The 18,896-nt window shown below is 38.7% G+C and carries 14 protein-coding genes and 1 pseudogene; 5 read left to right on the forward strand and 10 right to left on the reverse strand.

Annotated features, from left to right (window positions below; all coding sequences use genetic code 11):
* Positions 1–445: 445 nt before the first annotated feature.
* From P4S65_RS20915 to P4S65_RS20935, 5 genes and pseudogenes are all read right to left on the reverse strand, one after another.
* Positions 446–1,219, reverse strand: a complete 774-nt coding sequence (locus tag P4S65_RS20915; protein ID WP_337121113.1) for a hypothetical protein — start codon at positions 1,217–1,219, stop codon at positions 446–448.
* Between the two features lie 50 nt (positions 1,220–1,269).
* Positions 1,270–1,464, reverse strand: a complete 195-nt coding sequence (locus P4S65_RS20920; RefSeq protein WP_337121114.1) for a hypothetical protein — start codon at positions 1,462–1,464, stop codon at positions 1,270–1,272.
* A 994-nt stretch (positions 1,465–2,458) separates the two neighbouring features.
* On the reverse strand, positions 2,459–2,884 hold the full coding sequence (gene hepT / locus P4S65_RS20925) for a type VII toxin-antitoxin system HepT family RNase toxin (protein WP_033037879.1): 426 nt from the start codon (positions 2,882–2,884) through the stop codon (positions 2,459–2,461).
* Positions 2,877–3,266 carry a type VII toxin-antitoxin system MntA family adenylyltransferase antitoxin gene (gene mntA, locus P4S65_RS20930; RefSeq protein WP_033037881.1) on the reverse strand — a complete coding sequence of 130 codons (390 nt, stop codon included), beginning with the start codon at positions 3,264–3,266 and terminating at the stop codon, positions 2,877–2,879. Before mntA ends, hepT begins: the two co-directional genes overlap by 8 nt.
* 875 nt (positions 3,267–4,141) lie before the next feature.
* Positions 4,142–5,230: pseudogene (locus tag P4S65_RS20935) on the reverse strand (ISAs1-like element ISPsesp1 family transposase); the annotation flags it as partial.
* 463 nt (positions 5,231–5,693) lie between these two features.
* Between P4S65_RS20935 and P4S65_RS20940 the strand changes: the two are divergent.
* The 3 genes from P4S65_RS20940 (at position 5,694) to P4S65_RS20950 (ending at position 8,732) form a co-directional block, all read left to right on the forward strand.
* Positions 5,694–6,791, forward strand: a complete 1,098-nt coding sequence (locus P4S65_RS20940) for a Fic family protein (protein ID WP_306724028.1) — start codon at positions 5,694–5,696, stop codon at positions 6,789–6,791.
* Positions 6,792–7,110: 319 nt separating this feature from the next.
* The gene (locus P4S65_RS20945; RefSeq protein WP_033037885.1) at positions 7,111–7,596 is read left to right on the forward strand and encodes a hypothetical protein; all 486 of its coding nucleotides are present in this window, start codon (positions 7,111–7,113) and stop codon (positions 7,594–7,596) included.
* 2 nt (positions 7,597–7,598) lie between these two features.
* The gene (locus tag P4S65_RS20950; protein ID WP_149606692.1) at positions 7,599–8,732 is read left to right on the forward strand and encodes a DUF1570 domain-containing protein; all 1,134 of its coding nucleotides are present in this window, start codon (positions 7,599–7,601) and stop codon (positions 8,730–8,732) included.
* Between the two features lie 852 nt (positions 8,733–9,584).
* Here the strand turns inward: P4S65_RS20950 and P4S65_RS20955 are convergent.
* On the reverse strand, positions 9,585–10,970 hold the full coding sequence (locus P4S65_RS20955; RefSeq protein ID WP_337121115.1) for a cell wall anchor protein: 1,386 nt from the start codon (positions 10,968–10,970) through the stop codon (positions 9,585–9,587).
* A gap of 238 nt (positions 10,971–11,208) precedes the next feature.
* The gene (dgt, locus tag P4S65_RS20960; protein WP_007378989.1) at positions 11,209–12,675 is read right to left on the reverse strand and encodes a dGTPase; all 1,467 of its coding nucleotides are present in this window, start codon (positions 12,673–12,675) and stop codon (positions 11,209–11,211) included.
* Positions 12,676–12,865: 190 nt separating this feature from the next.
* Between dgt and P4S65_RS20965 the strand changes: the two genes are divergently transcribed.
* On the forward strand, positions 12,866–14,089 hold the full coding sequence (locus tag P4S65_RS20965) for an alkaline phosphatase family protein (protein WP_096794233.1): 1,224 nt from the start codon (positions 12,866–12,868) through the stop codon (positions 14,087–14,089).
* Positions 14,090–14,183: 94 nt separating this feature from the next.
* Here P4S65_RS20965 and P4S65_RS20970 read toward each other — a convergent pair whose 3' ends face one another.
* Positions 14,184–14,927, reverse strand: coding sequence for a reprolysin-like metallopeptidase (locus P4S65_RS20970; protein WP_007378991.1), 744 nt, complete (start codon positions 14,925–14,927; stop codon positions 14,184–14,186).
* Between the two features lie 88 nt (positions 14,928–15,015).
* Complete coding sequence (locus tag P4S65_RS20975) at positions 15,016–15,720, reverse strand: hypothetical protein (RefSeq protein ID WP_096794234.1); 705 nt, start codon at positions 15,718–15,720, stop codon at positions 15,016–15,018.
* Between the two features lie 376 nt (positions 15,721–16,096).
* Here P4S65_RS20975 and P4S65_RS20980 point away from each other — a divergent pair, with 376 nt between their 5' ends.
* Positions 16,097–17,254, forward strand: coding sequence for a benzoate/H(+) symporter BenE family transporter (locus P4S65_RS20980; RefSeq protein ID WP_096794235.1), 1,158 nt, complete (start codon positions 16,097–16,099; stop codon positions 17,252–17,254).
* 596 nt (positions 17,255–17,850) lie between these two features.
* On the opposite strand, the gene hemH is transcribed toward P4S65_RS20980, so the two are convergent.
* Complete coding sequence (gene hemH, locus P4S65_RS20985; protein ID WP_337121116.1) at positions 17,851–18,870, reverse strand: ferrochelatase; 1,020 nt, start codon at positions 18,868–18,870, stop codon at positions 17,851–17,853.
* Between the last annotated feature and the right edge of the window lie 26 nt (positions 18,871–18,896).

Here is an 18,896-nt window from a genome sequence, read left to right on the forward strand (position 1 = left end):
TTGTAAGTAAAAATCAAGGTGCGAGATAAGTTTCTGCCGATAATTTAAAGACTACGCTTTTATGCCCAAAAACATTAGGATATGTAAATTTAACTTACTATTAACTACTTTGAAAAATAAGAAACAATACAAAGGCAAAGCATCATTCCTGTGACTGAAATCAAGTGGACTGCGCCTATTACTTTGTCAATTGGACGTGAGTACTTGGCTACAAAACGTCCATCAAACATTGGAGTTGGTATACGGGAGCGTTCAAAAAACATCGAAAATATATAAAATGACACACTAGCGCCGATGCCTTTATCCCAACTGGGGGAAGCACACCATCTTTTTCCATATTTTTATTAATATGTTTGACTGAAATTCTCGAAAATAAAATGCCGGAGGCAAAAGTACCTATCATAAATACGATCAGAGAATATCCAGCTAAATGAGCAGCAGGCATTTAAAAAATCCCTTCAAATATAGGTTTTCTGTCGTATATGTTTTCAGAAGTTTTTTTCATAAAATTATTCATTTTAATACTTGCTGTAAAACCGACATATAACCCTACACTTATAGCAATAACCCATCCATAAGGAGTTAACATAAGTAAAGAGCTTAGTGCTGTGGTAGTAATTGAACCGACAAAAATACCAGATGCAGTAGAAGCTCCAAAGCTGGCCAATTCAGTTGATAGACTTCTTTGCCAGTCGCCACCATTTTTGTAATTGTTGTAAACCGAGTTTGCTCTAAAAGCGCCATCGAGTAAGATCATTCCATTACCAAGCCAACGCCCTGTGTTTTCAATATATTTAATTTTTCTAAATTCTGCGGTGCTACTTATATCTAATTTAGTGGAGTGTCTGGCACTTTTAGCTATGTGAACACCACGATTAGGATTAGACCAAACCGTACCTCTGCGACTTGCACGGTTAGTATTCATAAAGCGTTGTAGTTCAGCTTGATATTTAACTTGAAGCTCTTTAAATAGTCCAAGAGCTTTTTGCTCTAAAGCGACCATATGGTATTTAGGCATGCCTGACTTATGTGCGGCCCGTATATCTTTTAAAGATGCTTCATATTTACCCGCTAAAGTAACAAATTTTGAACTGCGAGCTTCTATTGATGTGGCGCCTGAACCAACAATACCATGTGTGTTGTTTGCTAAAAATGGTATAACTTGAGCTTGAAAGTCAGAAATAGCAAGTAATGTTTCGCTGCCAAAATCTCGCAGCATTCCAGCTATGTTTCTTCTTGATTGTGCTGATAAAAGCGCAAATTGATTGACTATATTTTTTGTTCTGTTGTAGGAGCGGTTAAAGAGTCAGTGTATTCTTTGCGCCAAATATAGGGGGTACCTGAGGTGATTACTTTACTTCTTATGTGATTGTTATCTTGTGAGAAAGTATTGTTTTTATCAGTTTTACATTTTACTACTTCTGCAGTAACTGCATCCAAGCAGATTCTAATTTCTAGAGCCATGATCAGTATCCTTACTTTTCAATTGTTTAAAAAAGACTAATGATTTTTAATTAAGTAGTCAATACATAATTGCTTTTCACTTAGTAAGAGTAAAGCAATTGTGGTTGCTAATGTTATATGAAATTCAATAAGCTACCCTTCCTACGAGAGCAAGTAGGGTGCCTACAGCAAATATTTAAAGACTGATGCCCTGGTAATCATCCCCTTCAACTTCACCTGCAAACACATAATTAATGAGTAATTACCTCGCATGGCGGAATTTTGTTCCCGACAAATTCCAAGTGCCTAAATCCCTTTAGGCAATGCGAGGAAAGCGATGCTTGCAAATGGGTGAAAAACGTAGTTTTGAACGAGAGGGTAGAGATATCCGAACTGGGCAGCGTACAGGGATGTGAAAGTGATGCTTTCATGGCGTTTACGCTCATAATAATTTTGTGTTTAAAGATAAGTGAAATTGAGGGGGCTGTGTGATTCCAAAGAGAGACCGGCGCTTGTCTTTTTTTGGTTGCCGTCGCCAATGCGATATAAGTAAATTATTTTAAAAGCTTCGCTTTTCGCGCGAGCAAGCTTTGCGCCTACAGATGTATGAGTGAGCTTTGTTTAAAAGCCAAAGCGCGATGTAAAATCGCACCTACGGTTTTGTTGAATATGGTGGTTTAATTATTGTAGGTGAGGTTTTATACCTCGCATGGTGTTTTATTTAAACCAAGAACAAAGCGCGATGTAAAATCGCACCTACGGTTTTGTTGAGTGTGGTGTTTAAATTAATGTAGGTGAGGTTTTATACCTCGCATGGTGTTTTTGTAAAAACCAAGAACAAAGCGCGATGTAAAATCGCACCTACGGTTTCGTTGAGAGTGGTGTTTAAATTAATGTAGGTGAGGTTTTATACCTCGCATGGTGCTTTATTAAAACCAAGAACAAAGCGCGATGTAAAATCGCACCTACGCTTTTGTTGAGTGCGGTGTTTACATTATTGTAGGTGAGGTTTTATCTATGAATCTTTGTTTAGCTCTGTAATCGCTTTAATACTAAATGCGTGCATAGTTATGTAGTGTTGCTTTTTAATGATTGTTTTAACGATACTTTGATCAATATTTAAGTAATCGTGAACAAGTGCATTTCGTAAGCCTATAATTTTACGCCATGACAGTAGTTCTGCCTCGCTCAAAAAGCCTAAATTAGTAAGTTCGCTAAATGTTTGATAGGCGTTGCTACTGGTACTACTTTTGTGCTGCTTAAGCCAATGCTTTGATAAACCAATACACACCTCGGTCATTAACTGTAGTAATCGCTCTGCAGCTCGGTAATCTCTGCTATTAAGTGAATCGATTTGACTGAGTTCGTCGAGTTCTTGCATATATTCGTCAATATGGCGTGTTACTTCACTTAAATAAAGTGTAATTCCGGTATCAGTCATGTTTACTCGCTATGGTTTCAAATTCGAACTGGCTATATATACGCTGCTGCTCTTTCATCGCTCTAACACTATTATTGCTTATAATTATTTTTCCATACTCAATAACGTTGAAAGCTAAATAACTTGGAATAATATTTATATCAACAATCGAAATAAGTTGTTCGTTAAGATTAAGTGCATTACTTATTTCAAGCTCAAGCTCTTTTGGTCTAAGGCGCTTATCAAAGAACTCCAGATCAAAGTTTTTAAATGCTACGGCTAAGTCAATGTCACTATGGGGTTGGGCTGTCCCTTTTGCGTGGGAGCCATATAACCAAACCACGTCAATGTCGGTGTTTTGCTGCAAGTACTTAATTATTTTCTGTATAACTTCATTTGCCACGAAAAACTAACCATTGATAAAAACTGTAATAATAACCTATCAGTTTTCTAGTGAACATTAAAATTGATATTTGTTTTATTTAGGGCGTGTTGACCTTTGTGGGGTGAAATTTGTTCAATCTAGGGGCTATTAAATCGCGCCGCGAGGTTTGTAACCTAGTGGGCTCGGTGACTGCTTCTGCTTTACCCTACTGGCTTACATCCATGCAAGAATAAGTAAAAGCCGAGCAACAAAGAGTTAATTGTCCCTAAAAAAACCCAAAAGGCAGTGCATGTTTGGTATTTATGCTGCGTTATCGCCTATTTATGGGGAATAACCACACCACACCACATAGACTCTGCCTTGCCTGAATACCAAACAGTCTGCTGCAAAATTAATCACGAAAGGTCACACGCCCTAATAGCAAGCTGGGCTTCTGCAGTTGCTTAAGTGAGCTATCAATCTCAAAGTGTCATTAACTTAGCTTAAGTAATTTATATTTTAGATTCGATTCTATTATTTATAAATAAGGTAAAGTTAACTTGTGGACGATAAATATACATTTAAACTCAAAAATAACTTATTTACTTCTGAATTATCCCACATTCATTTATGCATAAAAATAATTAATAAAGTTGCAAATAAGCTGAGTGAACAAATAATACAATTACCAAATATGGATGCGTTTATTTAGGTTCGAAAAATAAATTAAAACCAAAAGCGCGATGTAAAATCGCACCTACGGTTTTGTTTAATGTGGTGTTTACATTATTGTAGGTGAGGTTTTATACCTCGCATTGTGTTTTATTAAAACCAAGAACAAAGCGCGATGTAAAATCGCACCTACGGTTTCGTTGAGCAGGGCGCGAGCATACTTTGTTAAAAATGTTAACCAAAAGAAGTTCTTCTCTAAAAGCATCATCATAACAAGCTCTTACACACTTACTTCTTATTGACCCCTTGCTTTTCGTATGCTGCTTTATCATGTTCCTAACGACGCGTCTAAATAGTGCCATATGTTGCGCACTTAATGGCTCATGTATTTGACAGGCATCTTCTTTAAATACGACATCCAGTATCCAGTGTTGCTGATTTTCTATCAGCCAATGTTGTCTTATTGCTTTACTTATCAATATATTGTCTGTCAGCGATGTTAGGTAGTAATGTGTGTCAATACTCGTTCTATTACCCTTCGTTCGCTCTCGCTGCACCGCAACGATTGTCCTAACTGATGGCCAGCTCTCTTTAATTTCACTCGGTAATAAACGCGCATCAAGACAATCTATCGTGCGTACTTCTTTTCGCCCATGCCCTGCATCTTGTGTTACATGACTAAGTATCTCTGAGTTTTCAGATTCATACTGGTGTGTAAATGCATCTTGAATCGCGCTATAAAGTTTCTTTTGATTACCCTTTGCTTGCACTAGATAATCTGCATGTCTGCTAATTAGCTGTTTTAGCGTTTCTTTTTGGCAGTGCAAAGCATCAAGTGTAATGACGGTGTTATTGATATCGAGTATTTTCAATAAATCCCGAACTGCCGGTATTTCATTCGTCTTACTGCCAACTGTTTGATGGAATAATGTGAGACCTGCCTCACAATCAAATGCTGAAACGAGGTGTAATTTATCAGCAATGTGTTTACTTGCTCCGCGAATAGTTTTGCCATCGAAGGCAATGACAGGATGCGCTGATTTAACGCGGTTTTGATTGACCCAGCTATACATCGCGAGTAGTAATGAGTCAGTATCAACGGTTCTAAAAATCCGAGCAATACTATGTCGAGTGGGTATGCCATTTTTGAAAGAACGAAATCCTCTTAACCAATTAAGCTTACTTTCGCCATAGACTTCAATATCTTGCCAGTTTTCACACCCTGATGTAACGGCAGTAATAATAAGAAAAAGCACATCAACTAAGTTATGGTGTTGATTTATATGTGAACGATTATCTTTGACGAGTTCTAAATGTGAGAAGAGTGACATAATAAGTGTAAGGTTATGAAATTTATGGTATTAGATCATAAAATTTGTTTATTTACAAAGTGTGATCCCGCCCTGTTTCGTTGAGAGTGGTGTTTAAATTAATGTAGGTGAGGTTTTATACCTCGCATGGTGCTTTAGGCATGTACAAGGTTGTGGCGATAAAGCCCATTTATAAATTAAAAGCTGCGCTTTTCACGCAAGCAAGCTTTGCGTCTACAGGTGTTAGGTGAGCGTTAAGGTTATATAAACCAAAAGCGCGATGTAAAATCGCACCTACGGTTTTGTTTAATGTGGTGTTTAAATTATTATAGGTGAGGTTTACACCTCGTTTTAAATTGCTTGTTTATTTCTTCTCTGTGTAGCGCTTAAAAGTAATGAGGCAATTAACACAATTATTTGCCTCATTGTATGAGGCGAATAATTGACGTAGACTGAAGCTAATCAATTTTAGGACATAAAGACTATGTGGATATGGCAACAGCAAAACTGGCCAAACTTTACGTGGGATGATGCGGCGCTTGCTCCTTTGCTAAGGGAGCTTTCATATAATCAAGGTTTATTAGTAGGGCGTATGGGCGTGCAAACTGCTCATCAAAAGCAGCAGGCCCTTGATACCTTACTTGCAAATATTATTCACTCCAGTGCGATTGAGGGCGAAAAGCTTAATGCATTTTCGGTTCGCTCTTCACTTGCAAAAAAGCTCAATATTGATGAGCAGCCTTACCCAACAACTGTGCAAAGCGATAATCTTGCAGAGATTATGCTTGATGCGATAAATAACACAGACTCAGCGCTTAATTTAGAGCGAGTGCTTAATTGGCATCGCTTATTGTTTGCAGGTGAGCAAAGCTTGTTTACTAAAATTGAAGGCGGGCAATTGCGTGGTGACGAGCCTATGCAAGTAGTGTCGGGGCGCTTAGATAAACCGATATTACATTTTACAGCGCCTCCTAAAGAGCGAGTAAATAAAGAGCTTTCGCTATTTTTTAACTGGTTTAACAAAGCGCAAAATGAACCTCAAATAGACCCTTTTATTCGGGCAGCTATCGCACACTTATGGTTTGTAACAATACATCCACTTGAGGATGGTAATGGGCGTATTACACGGCTTATAACCGACCTGGCATTAGCGCAAGAACATGCTGAGTCAATTCGGTTTTACGCTATGTCGGTGGCTATTTTAGAAGACAGAAAAAGCTACTACGAAGTGCTTGAAGCAACTCAGCGTGGAGAGCTTTGTATTACAAAGTGGATTAAGTGGTTTTTACGTACGCTCAATAATGCGATACACCATACGCTTAATAATATTGAGCAAACAATTTTTAAAACCAATTACTGGGCAAGTAAAGATCAAACAAAGTTAGGTGAGCAGCAAGTAAAAGTGCTTAATAAGTTACTCGATGGCCAATTTGAACAGGGTATTAGTGCGAGTCAGTATCAAAAAGTGGCTAAGGTTAGCCGTGCAACCGCAACACGCCATTTATCGGACTTGCAAACGCTTGGATTCATTAAAAAAACCGCCGCAGGTGGGCGTAGTACACGTTACAAGGTTGTCCAATGAGGCAATTAAACACCTATTCGCCTCGCCATGTGAGGCGAATAGGTGTTTGAATTGTTGTAGTGCGGTTTTATACCTCGCATGGTGTTTTTGTAAAAGCCAAGACCAAAGCGCGATGTAAAATCGCACCTACGGTTTTGTTGAATATGGTGGTTTAATTATTGTAGGTGAGGTTTTTACCTCGTGAGCGCTTTATTAAAGCCAAGGCTAATGTGAACTCCCACCCATAGCTTTAATTTTTGCTTTTTGGATTAGTAATGTTGATGTGTTTTTTCACATTTATAGGTACACTCTTTTAAAGTTTTAATTCAGGGAATGAATAATGATCAAATGGATTTTACTGGTACTTATTAGCGTATCTACAACTTTGCCTCAAGCTGGTGAGGCTTACACACAAGCCCAATGCGATAGCATTAAAAAGCAGCGCGAAGCTATTCGGTCTCAATTTAGAAGTGGCTACAGTAATAAAGAAGGTGAGCGTTTAACTGCACGCGATAAAGCGCTATTTACATTACTTGCTAATCACTGCAGTAAGCCTAAAAAGAGTGGTAGCGCTTATCAGGCTACTTCTTCTACCTCAACTCGTACGCCTAATAGCAATTGGCTACTCAATCAAAAAGTATCAAACATGTCTTTGCACAGCGATAGCTATAAAGATGCTGCTAAGCTTGATGCTTGGTCAACATTTTATAAACTACCTAAACGTTGCCGTAAAAAAGGGATAGGGTCGGCCGACTTTGTGTGGTGCAGCGAATATAGGGGTAAGCAAAAAGATCTCTTTGAAGCACAGTGGAAAGAGCACCCATAAATATGTTTAAAACTAAATTACGCGTGGTGTTTGTATTTTTTGTGCTGCTAATTGCGTCGGCACTTATTGCTAATCATTTTACTGGACGGGTATTTAATTATAGTGACCCGATTGGTGAAGTTAAACGCATATATAACTATCTAGCATCGCAAATAGTTACTGAGCCTTTAAGTACAAAACGGCCCGAAAAAGTAAGCACAACGACGTTGCAACATACGTTAGTGTCTGCCGATAATCACTTATCACAAGTTAACAATACGCGTTGCGTAGATGTATCGTTAGGTGAGGTTAAATATAAACGTAATGGCGATATATTTACGTGGACCGACAGTGAGGGCGTTCCTCATTTTAGTGATAAAAAGCCTGACTTTGCAGTAGCAACTTACAATCCTGGTTTTGTTGAATCGCTAGATTATTTTGATCTTACTTTAAATACACCTAATTTACCGTCGTCATTTAATCAAGAGTTGCGCATTAAGCTCAATACGGTATTTAAGGCGTATGGCCAAGTAATTGGTGTGCATGCGCTTAAAAAGGTGAAACTAAACCTAACGGTTTTGGCTACTCGCAGTGCTTACGAGTCGGTAATAAAGCATCGCGGTGGTGATCCTAAAAACACTGCGGGTATGTATTTTCACGGGAGTAATTCTGCTTTTATTCATTATGATAATGCACAAAGTGCAATGCGTACGTCGGTTCATGAAGCGGTGCACGCCATAAATAAGGCTGTATTGGGCTACACACCAAGATGGCTAAATGAAGGGTTTGCGGAGTACTTTGAGCTGACTAAAAATAATATGCAAACAGGTATTGTTGAACCAAATAGATCGTGGACAAAGAATAACAATATTACTAAAAGTGTATTTACAATTAATTGGTTAATCGGCTTAGAGGATACGTGGAAAAAAGGCGATAACAGCAAACTTTATGCAAGTAGTTGGGCTGCTATTTATTTTTTAATGGATACACAAGCAGGTAGAGCTTTACTAAAAAATATAATGCTTACTGAGCAACAATCACCGTGTAGTAAGTTGTCTGCAAAAAAGTTAAAAAAAATGCTGTATACGCAATTACCAAATCTTAAACGTGAGTATTCTCAGTGGTTAAAAATGCCTTTCAGGGCTCATAATTTTTAACCTGTCTGTATGTGTATTGATGAGGTTAATGAGCGGATTACGGTTATTTATGCGTTATTCATAGTAATTTGAAACTAAAACCAAAAGCGCGATGTAAAATCGCACCTACGGTTTTGTTGAGCGCGGTGTTTACATTGTTGTAGGTGAGGTTTTATACCTCGCATTGTATTTTAGGCGTGTACAAAGTTGTAGCGAATAAACTCATCTACAAATTAAAAGCTGCGCTTTTCACGCAAGCAAGCTTTGCGTCTACAGGTGTTAGGTGAGCGTTAAGGTTATATAAGCCAAAGCGCGATGTAAAATCGCACCTACGCTTTGTTGAGCGCGGTGTTTGCATTGTTGTAGGTGAGGTTTTATACCTCGCATGGTGTTTTAGGCGTGTACAAAGTTGTAGCGAATAAACCCATCTACAAATTAAAAGCTGCGCTTTTCACGCAAGCAAGCTTTGCGTCTACAGGAGTTAGGTGAGCGTTAAGGTTATATAAACCAAAAGCGCGATGTAAAATCGCACCTACGCTTTGTTGAGCGCGGTGTTTAAATTAATGTAGGTGAGGTTTTATACCTCGCATTGTGTTTAGGCATGTACAAGGTTGTGGCGATAAAGCCCATCTACAAATTAAAAGCTGCGCTTTTCACGCAAGCAAGCTTTGCGTCTACAGGAGTTAGGTGAGCGTTAAAGTTATAAGCCAAAGCGCGATGTAAAATCGCACTTACGTTTTTATCGCAGGCAGATCATTCTTTGGTTTGCATTTTTTTAGCGCGTTCTTCTGCGTCAATGAGTGCTTGTGATTTAGGTGCGCGTTTTTTTCTTCTATAGTTGGCATTTCTGCCGAATTTGGATCCCAGCTTTCATCAAGCGATAAGTTTGCAAATGGATTGCTGCTTGCTTTGTTTACTGTTTCTTTTTTCAGCTGCACTCTTTGTTGTTTCATGTTCTGCGTTTATAGGCCTTGGTGCTGCTTTAGGCATTACTTTTTCGCCTGGTAGCGGAGCATTTGGATCGAAGGTGCGTATTTCTGGTTCTTTAAAATTGTGCGCGGAACTAAAGTTGGTAAACTCTGGGGTCGCTACTTTTTTAGGTGTATGTAAATCGTCAGTAGTTTCGCTAGGTTTTAACGGTTCTGGGCTTGCGATAACCGGTTTTAGCTCATTATTTATGAGTGGATTACTGTGCACGGTTGCAGAAGATTGTGTTGTTTGTTTAGGTTGTTTTTTTATAGGCTGGGCATGGGGGGCAAGTTCTTGTACTTGTGGCTCAGTGAAGCGATTGGCCTTGTTAACTTGCGCTTCAGTGGTTTTAGCGGCTGCTGCAAATTCGGTGTAGTTTGGTTCTGATTTTGGTTTTATTTCAGTAAATGTTGCTTCGTTTGTTTGCGCTAATGTTGTAGGCAAGACTTCGTCAATATTATTGTGATCGGTGTTTATTTTTTGTGTTTTATTGGCTTTTAATTGTGGCTGGTTGCTCTTTATTGTTTTATTTTCATCTATTATTTCAGGCGCATTGGTTGGCGTTTGCTTGGTTGGCGCATCTTTCGTACTTACGTTTAATGGTGGGGCTATTTTTTGTGATTTAAGTACCTGTGTTTCAGCTACCACAGGCGCAATAATTTCGGTTTTACTTTGTTTAGTGCGACGTAAACGTATTAATACCATCACAGCAATAAGTATTACTATTACAAATAATAAGCTAGGTAAAAGCAGCGAACTTTGATCTATTGGTGCAGGTACAATAACCGGTGCTGGTTTTACTACGGGAGCAGTTATATTTGCTGGTATTTTAACCTTTACAGGTACACTGCTTTTTAGTGGCTGTGTACTTTGTTGATCAATAACTGATTTGGCTTGAGGCTCTGCATTTATTATTACTTCATTATTAATATTTGGCTGTTCAATCGTGTTTGGTTGTTGCTCATTTTCAATACTAACGGGCAGTGGCGTTTGTAGTGTTGCTGGATTTTGTGGCGTGTTAAGTGTTGGCTCCACAACTTGAGATTGCACTGGTGTTATAACCGGAGCTGTTTCTATTGGCGGCTTTGGGTATGTTTGGGCTTGTTTGGGTTTGTTACAGTTATTGTTGTAGTCGCGTATTGCGTTTCTGTATTTTCGACTTGTTTTATCACCACTATTTTGCTGTATTTCTTGTTTTATAAGTATGCACATGGCTTCGTTATATGCTGCGCTGTTAACGCTATAAAATAGGGCAAAACAAAAGGTAAGACGTGTTAGTAAAGTGATCATAAAGGTAAATAGCGCTTAAACATTAATAGTTCGATTTTAAGCGCAAAACTAAAATTTATCTAGGGCCTGCTTATCTTTCGAGGTTGTATGTCTGGTATTTAGGCAAGGCAGAGTCTATGCAGTGTGGTTGCTCCCCATAAATAGGCAATAACACAGCATAAATGCCAAACATGCGCTGCCCCTAAATTGAATAAATTTTAATCCTGAAAGGCGACAGAGCCTAAAACTTACCGCGTTATTAGTCTATTACCATTAAGCTACGATACTCGTCGTAGGCAAATTGGTCGGTCATGCCGCTTATGTAATCTTGAATCAATCTACAACGGTAATAAAACTCGTATGCGGCAAAGTGATCAGGTTCCTCTTGCATGGCGTTAATGGCATGTGAGTAGCTGTTTAAGTGCTTTTTAGATAGTTTTTTAACTAATCTTGACTCGATTAACAATCGTGAATCGCCATTGAGCGCACGTTTAAAATCGTCGCTATTTAATAATAGTAATGGTTTATAGCAATCAAGTAGGCCGTTAATGATTCTATAGCCTTGCAGTTCGAGCTTTTCGACTTCTTTGTTTGAAAACACATATTTAAGCGCTACATTTTTTAATGCTTTGGTAACAGCATGCAGGTGGCTTCTGTCCTCTAAAAGGGCATGATTAAAGTCGCCATGATAAATCGGCTCTATGTTTTCGATAAAGCGTTTTGCTGCATGACTCACCAGCGGGTGCAGGAGTGAAACGCGCAAGTATATAAAAAATTCACTGTTAAAGTTATATGGTTGTGCTTTGGCGCGTTCGAGTGCGTAGTCTACGGCTTTATCTACAAAATCTAGGTGTTCAGAATCGTCAATGGTGAGATTTATAAGTGCTTTTTTATAGTGACTTTTAAGCTGAATGCATAATAGCTCAGTGCTTATAATATCTTTTTCTACAGCGTCTTCAATGTCGGCAAGACAATATGAAATATCATCAGCAGCTTCCATTATATAACTGGCAGGATGACGGCAATAAGGCTCTATGGTTAATTCCTTTTGTAGTGTTTCTACGAAGCTTTTTTCGCTGTAGTAATACCCAACTTTTTTCATTAAGTAGTTTTTATTTTGTGGTATGTCTTTTGTATCAAGGCCTGCTGGGCGGGTGTACTTTAAAATCCCCGCACTTTGACTGTAGGTTAGATTGAGTGTTTGCAAAGAGTGAATAATACGTATGCCTTGCGCATTACCTTCAAAGTTACAAATATCCAGTGCAAGGTGTTTAAAAACAACGCCAATGCCTGTATTTGGCTCTTTACAACGTTCGGGTGTAACGCTTAGCAAATTATTATTAAACCAATGATTTATAGCTGCTTCGCCAAAATGTCCAAATGGCGGATTGCCTATGTCGTGCATGAGGCAGGCCATTTCTACTAGGCTTTCTAGTGGGCGTTCTAGTCCTGTTAGGCCGTAGTCTTTTTGTTGTTGGTAGCTTAAATTAGCAAAAATACGCTGCACTATAAAACGACCAACTTGTTGTACTTCAAGCGAATGAGTAAGGCGCGAACGAACGGCTGCATTACGCTCAAGTGGAAATACTTGTGTTTTTTGTTGCAAACGACGAATAGCAGCACTGTTTATTATACGACCTCGGTCGCTTTCAAGCGCCATTTGCAAGTTAGATGTTGTGCGATACATGCGCGCAGGGGTTATTTTTTTACTAAAATCAATAGTCATCGTTGTCCTTTTTATTGTTGATGACTGGCAAAGTGAGTGCGCGGTGTCATTCTTTTTTAATATACTTACGTTAATATATACACCTAGATGAGTTAGGTACAGGCGCTTGTATCATTTGCGGGCAGTCAATTGTATTATCAAATCATTATTTTCAGTATTTAGCGCACTTTTAACTAGGCGGGTATTTATAATGCAGCAGTGGATCTTAAAGGTAATATCAATTTGCCTATTAACAGGAATGAGTAATGTTGCACTTGCAGCAAAAGAGCAAACGGTGGTGCTTGTATCAATTGATGGTCTGCGTTGGGATTACATTGAAAAGCACGGTGCGCCAAACTTAAAGGCAATGGCCGATCGCGGCGTTCGCGCTCAAAAGTTAATACCTGTTTATCCTACTAAAACGTTTCCTAATCATATTTCTATTATTACGGGCTTACTTCCTGTCAATCACGGTATTGTTGATAATAACTTTTGCGATAAAGCCCGCAAAAATGAGTGTTACAGTATGGGTAAAGCACTTGGCGATAGCACTTGGGTAAAAGGTATCCCTCTTTGGAATTTAGCAAAAATGCAGGGGCTTAAATCAGCAACGTACTTTTGGCCTGAGTCGGATGCGTTATTTAACGGCATGACCCCCGATTACTTTTACCATTATTCTAAATATAGCGATTACCAAAGCCGTGTAGATCAAATTATTCAGTGGTTAAGTTTACCAAAAGCACAGCGCCCGCGTTTTATTGCAAGTTACTTTTCGTTGGTTGATAGCATGGGTCATGAATTTGGGCCAGACGCACCACAAACTCGAGATGCAGTTAAACAGCTTGATGAGTTGATGGGGCAATTACAAACTCGCCTACGCAAATTAGAGCAAGACGTAAACCTAGTAATTGTATCAGATCACGGTATGACGAGCGTAAACCCAGATAAAAGTATTGATGTAACAACATTGCCTCAAGATGAAAACTTTTTAGTTAAAAATACAGGCCCTCGTTTACTTATTTATACACAACCGAATGCTAAATATGCTGATATAGCAGGCTATAAAGCGCGTTTAGAAAAAGCGGCTAAAGGACGTTATACCGTTTTAACTGATGAACAATTAGCAGGCTATCATTATAATAAAGGTACGCGTGTGGGCGATATCGTTGTACAAACCACAGCACCTGCGGTGTTTACTAATACTAAAAAGCCGATGTATTTAGGTACGCATGGCTATGCCTATACCGATGACATGGCTGCTACGTTTATAGCTAGTGGCCCTGCTTTTAAAGAAGGAATTAGCTTAGATAAAGTAAGTAATCTTGATATTTACCCTGTGCTTGCAAAAGTAATGGGTCTTAAATTATTAAGCAAAGTTGATGGTGACGGTAAAACGTTAATGCCCGCTATAAAGCAAAAAATGGTTGTACATTAAGCTTTACCAAAAAAGAGCGCTAAGCGCTCTTGGGGGAAGGTTATAATGTTTATTTTTTAAAAGTGGGTAATGGATAACCCACTTTTATAAGCATTTATTTAAAATTGGCAATGCTTGTTTTAGTTGCTGTTACAGTGCGAATAGCATACGACTGGTTAGTTACACCAAATGGTATGTTATTTACACTCCAATTAGGATTAGAGAAGTAGTCGTATTGTGTTGCACTTCCATATACATGTGGATAGGCCATAATACTTGCAAACTCATTTTGTACACCGTGACCCATACCGTCAGTGTATACACCACCAGAAGTATCACCCTGTTTACGTGAATGTGCTAAGCCTTGGTTATGACCAAGTTCATGTACAAACGTAGTTGCACCACAATCAATAGCTGTAATTGAATACATGCGGTCGCTCATTGAGTTGTATAGGTTGCCGTTAGTACCTTGTCCAACCCATGCTAAACCACATGAAATAAGTCCATTTCCAGCACTTTCGCCAGTACCTAGTACGGCAATCATATCGGCTTTCCAATCGCTGCGTAAACCATCTACATAGCTGCTTTCGGTTACCGAATCAAGCCACTGCTCTGATGGTGTAATGGCATAGTCACCTAGGTTTTGTGTACCCGCTAAACGCAGCGTAATACCTACACCATTTTGGCTATAAACCTGATTTGTGAAGGCAATTAGCTGATTGATTTTAGTGTTGATATTACTAGTAGCCGCTGCTGACTGATCTGTATATAAAATACCGATATCAATAGTCTCTGCTTGTGCAACACTTGCTACACATAGTGCTGCTGCAACAGCGGTTGTAGTGATTACTTTTTTCATTATTGTATTTCCTTACTCTTAGTGCGGTTGATTTTTGGTGTTTAAAATATTGTCGCAACGGGTGCGCTCAAATTTTTAATTTGGTTAATTAGCCATCTATTTTTGGTGCAAATATGTCTACACCTTTTTCAATTTTAGGTTTAGGTGCCGTTACGTCATGCTCTATATGATTTTTATATAAATCACGTTTTGCAGCTATCCAGCCATACTTACCTTTACTTTCAAATACGTAATTCCCCGAAGGTGCCGTAAATTGCCCGTATACGGCGTCTTTTCCTACGGTTAATACTGTGTTGTGCATTGCGCCATCTACGCCAACTACGCGGCCAAATATACTTTTATCACCGTTGCTTGATTCAATAACATTAGTGATCTCAGCTGTGAACGTTTCGGCTGTTTGAGGAATTGCTAAGTCGAAGTTTTCGCCCGCTTTTAATGCCTGCAATGAAGCTAAGTCAAATTCAATGTAAGCTTCATTATGTAAGTCAGTTGGTAACACTTTTGCATTTATAAGTACTTGTTTTGCTTTATTTGAGATGCGGTTTACAGCATCGAATTCATTAAATGTCATATTTTGTTTTGGGGCTGAAACCGCTTTGACATTAATAGGATCTTTACTCATATCAATAGGGGCTGGCGCATGTGTATTTTGTGTACGAAGAGTACTAACCGGCACTAAGTCAATTGCTACAGGTGCAATTGGTTCTGCAGTGTGGTCGGTATGAATAAATAGTTCATAAAGTGCAAATGCCGACAAGGGAATGGCAATAATTAAGGCTGCAACTTTTTTCATCTGTTTCTCTTTTGGTGTTTTAAGTTAACTATTTGTTACGTTTTATAGCATAAATTAGATTAGATCAAGCGAATAAATGTAATCAAAAAGTGTTAAGCACTTTATTTTTAAATCCCTTATTAAACTTATGGTTATTTTTTATAGGTACAAATGTTGAGTGGTTATGTACTGGTTTTGTCAGTGTTTTAGCGGGCTTTAGATTGTTTGTGATAACTTTTTTATTCTGTTTAATACAATAGTTTTATGTTGGTTTGGTCATTAATTTAGGTAAAAAATAAAAATGAATTTATTTCACTTTTTGTAGCGTAATAGTTAATTGCAAAGAAAATATTAGCCACGTATGTTGTGTACATAAAAATAAATATTAGAGGGATTTATGGCGGTTTCTGATCAGTTGCTTAATCGAATTACAGCAGGACTCGTAGCGGTTATTATTGGTTTTTCGAGTTCAATTGCGTTGATTTATCAAGTCGTAATTACCCTAGGGGGCACTCCTGATTTAGTTGCCAGCTGGATTTTAATGCTTGGTTTGGTTATGGGGCTTAGTTCCATTGGTTTATCGTATTATTATAAAGTGCCGGTATTAATTGCATGGTCTACTACTGGGGCTGCATTACTTATTTCAAGCGCTCAAGGGTATAACTTGAACGAAGCGATTGGTGCATTTATGTTATCGGCGTTGTTAGTTTTTTTGTCAGGCATAACGGGCTGGTTTGAAAAAATAATGAACCGTATTCCCAGTGAACTAGCATGTGCCATGCTTGCTGGTGTACTTGTTACGTTTGGCATTGACGTGTTTAATTTTATGAACGACATGCCTTTAGTGATTGGCTTAATGGTACTTATGTACTTTGTAGGTAAGCGATTTTTTGCCCGCTTTGCAATGCTTAGTGTACTTATTGTGGGTGTGTTACTGGCGTGGAGTATGGGAAATATTGATACGACTGCATTGCATTGGAAAATGAGCCAATTTACTTACACCGCTCCCATGTTTAACTTACAAGCATGTATTAGCATTGGTTTACCACTTTATATTGTCACCATGACGTCGCAAAATTTGCCCGGTATAGCCGTCCTCAAAGCACATAATTATAAAGCACCTATTTCTGCATCACTTAATGTGACAGGCTTCATTAATATTATAACTGCACCATTTGGGGCATATTCTATAAATTTAGCTGCAATAACCGCCGCTATTTGCATGAGCGAAGAAGCGGATAAAAACCCTGATAAGCGTTATTGGGCAAGTATTGCTGGTGGTGTTTTTTATATAATAATGGCGTTATGTGCAGCAACGTTAGTTGGGCTAGTTGCAACTTTACCACAAGCACTTATTTTGGCACTTGCAGGTATTGCACTGTTTGGCACTATTGCGAATAGTTTGCAGCAAGCATTGAATGGCTCGCAATATACTGAAGCTGCCATTGTAACATTTTTAGTTACAGCGTCAGATTTAACGCTGCTCTCGGTCGGATCTGCTTTTTGGGGAATTATCGCAGGTGTGTGCACGGTAATGATTACCCGAAAGGATTGAGCTAATACTTAATTGTTGTAGGCGAGGTTTATACCTCGCTAATTTTTAAGTTTTTACAAGCGCGAAGTAAATTCGCACCTACAAGTTGGGTGCTTAATTGCTGTAGGTGAGGTTTTATACCTCGCTAATTTTTAACTTTTTACAAGCACGAAGTAAATTCGCACCTATAAGTTGGGTGTTTGATTGCTGTAGGTGAGGTTTATACCTCACTAATTTTTAAATTTTTACGAGCGCGAAGTAAATTCGCATCTACAAGTTGGGTGTTTGATTGTTGTAGGTGAGGTTTTATACCTCACTAATTTTTAAGCTTTTACATGCGCGAAGTAAATTCGCACCTACAAGTTGGGTGTTTGATTGTTGTAGGTGAGGTTTTATACCTCGCTAATTTTTACGAGCGCGAAGTAAATTCGCACCTATAAGTTGGGTGCTTAATTGTTGTAGGTGAGGTTTATACCTCGCTAATTTTTACAAGCGCGAAGTAAATTCGCACCTACAAGTTGGGTGTTTGATTGTTGTAGGTGAGGTTTTATAAAATAAAAAGCGGTGTTAATGCTAACACCGCTTAAAAGTCACTATTTATGCGCAGTTATGAACGTTTATAACATCGGTTTTAGTACATCATATATGGCTTCAATGTGATCGTCTCGGTCATTGAGTGCCGCAATGTAACGGTATTTTTCGCCACCAGCTTCTTCAAAAATTTCACGATTTTCGCCTTCAAGTTCTTCAAGTGTTTCGAGGCAGTCAGCACTAAAAGCAGGGCTTATAATCGCTATGTCTTTAATTCCCTCACTTGGTAGGCTTTGAAGTGTTGCATCGGTATAAGGTTTTAACCATTCAGCTTTGCCAAAGCGGCTCTGAAACGTACTAATTACTTTATCTTTATCCAAGCCTAACTTTTCAACTACTAAGCGGGTCGTTTGTAAACACAAACAATGATACGGATCGCCTCGTTCTAAGAATAGTTTAGGCATGCCGTGGTACGAAAAAACCAATTTTTGTGGCACGCCGTTGGCTTCTAAATCTTCACTGATGCTGTTTGCAAGCGATTCAATATAGCGTGTATTTTTATGATAGCCGTTTATAAAATGTAGCTCTGGTACCCAGCGCCATTTACGCAGTACGTTTGATACAGCATCAAACGTAGAACCCGTAGTTGGGCTCGAATATTGTGGATACATTGGCATTATAACAATACGTGTTAATCCCTTTTCTCGTAAGGCTTCAAGGCCAGCTTCAATAGATGGATTACCGTAGCGCATTGCCATAACAACTTCGGTATTGGTGTAGCCTTTTTCTTTTAGTAGGGTATTTAACTTAATACTTTGCTGGCGTGTAATATGGGTTAGTGGCGATCCGTTTTCGGTCCATATACTTTCATATAATTTGGCTGAACGCTTAGGGCGGACTCGTAAAATAATACCATGCAAAATAATCATCCATACTAGGCGTGGTATTTCTACAATACGAGGGTCTGATAAAAACTCTCGTAAGTAAATACGCAGTGCTGCAGCCGTCGGCGCATCAGGGCTACCTAAGTTGGTAAGCAATATTCCCGTTTTTTGGTTAAAACGCTGATCGTGGGGATTGTCGGTAACGGCAGAAAATCGCGACACTGTGTGCTCCTTCAAGTAAAGTCATT

The sequence above is a fragment of the Pseudoalteromonas sp. B131b genome, assembly GCF_037162545.1.
Lineage (GTDB): Bacteria > Pseudomonadota > Gammaproteobacteria > Enterobacterales > Alteromonadaceae > Pseudoalteromonas > Pseudoalteromonas fuliginea.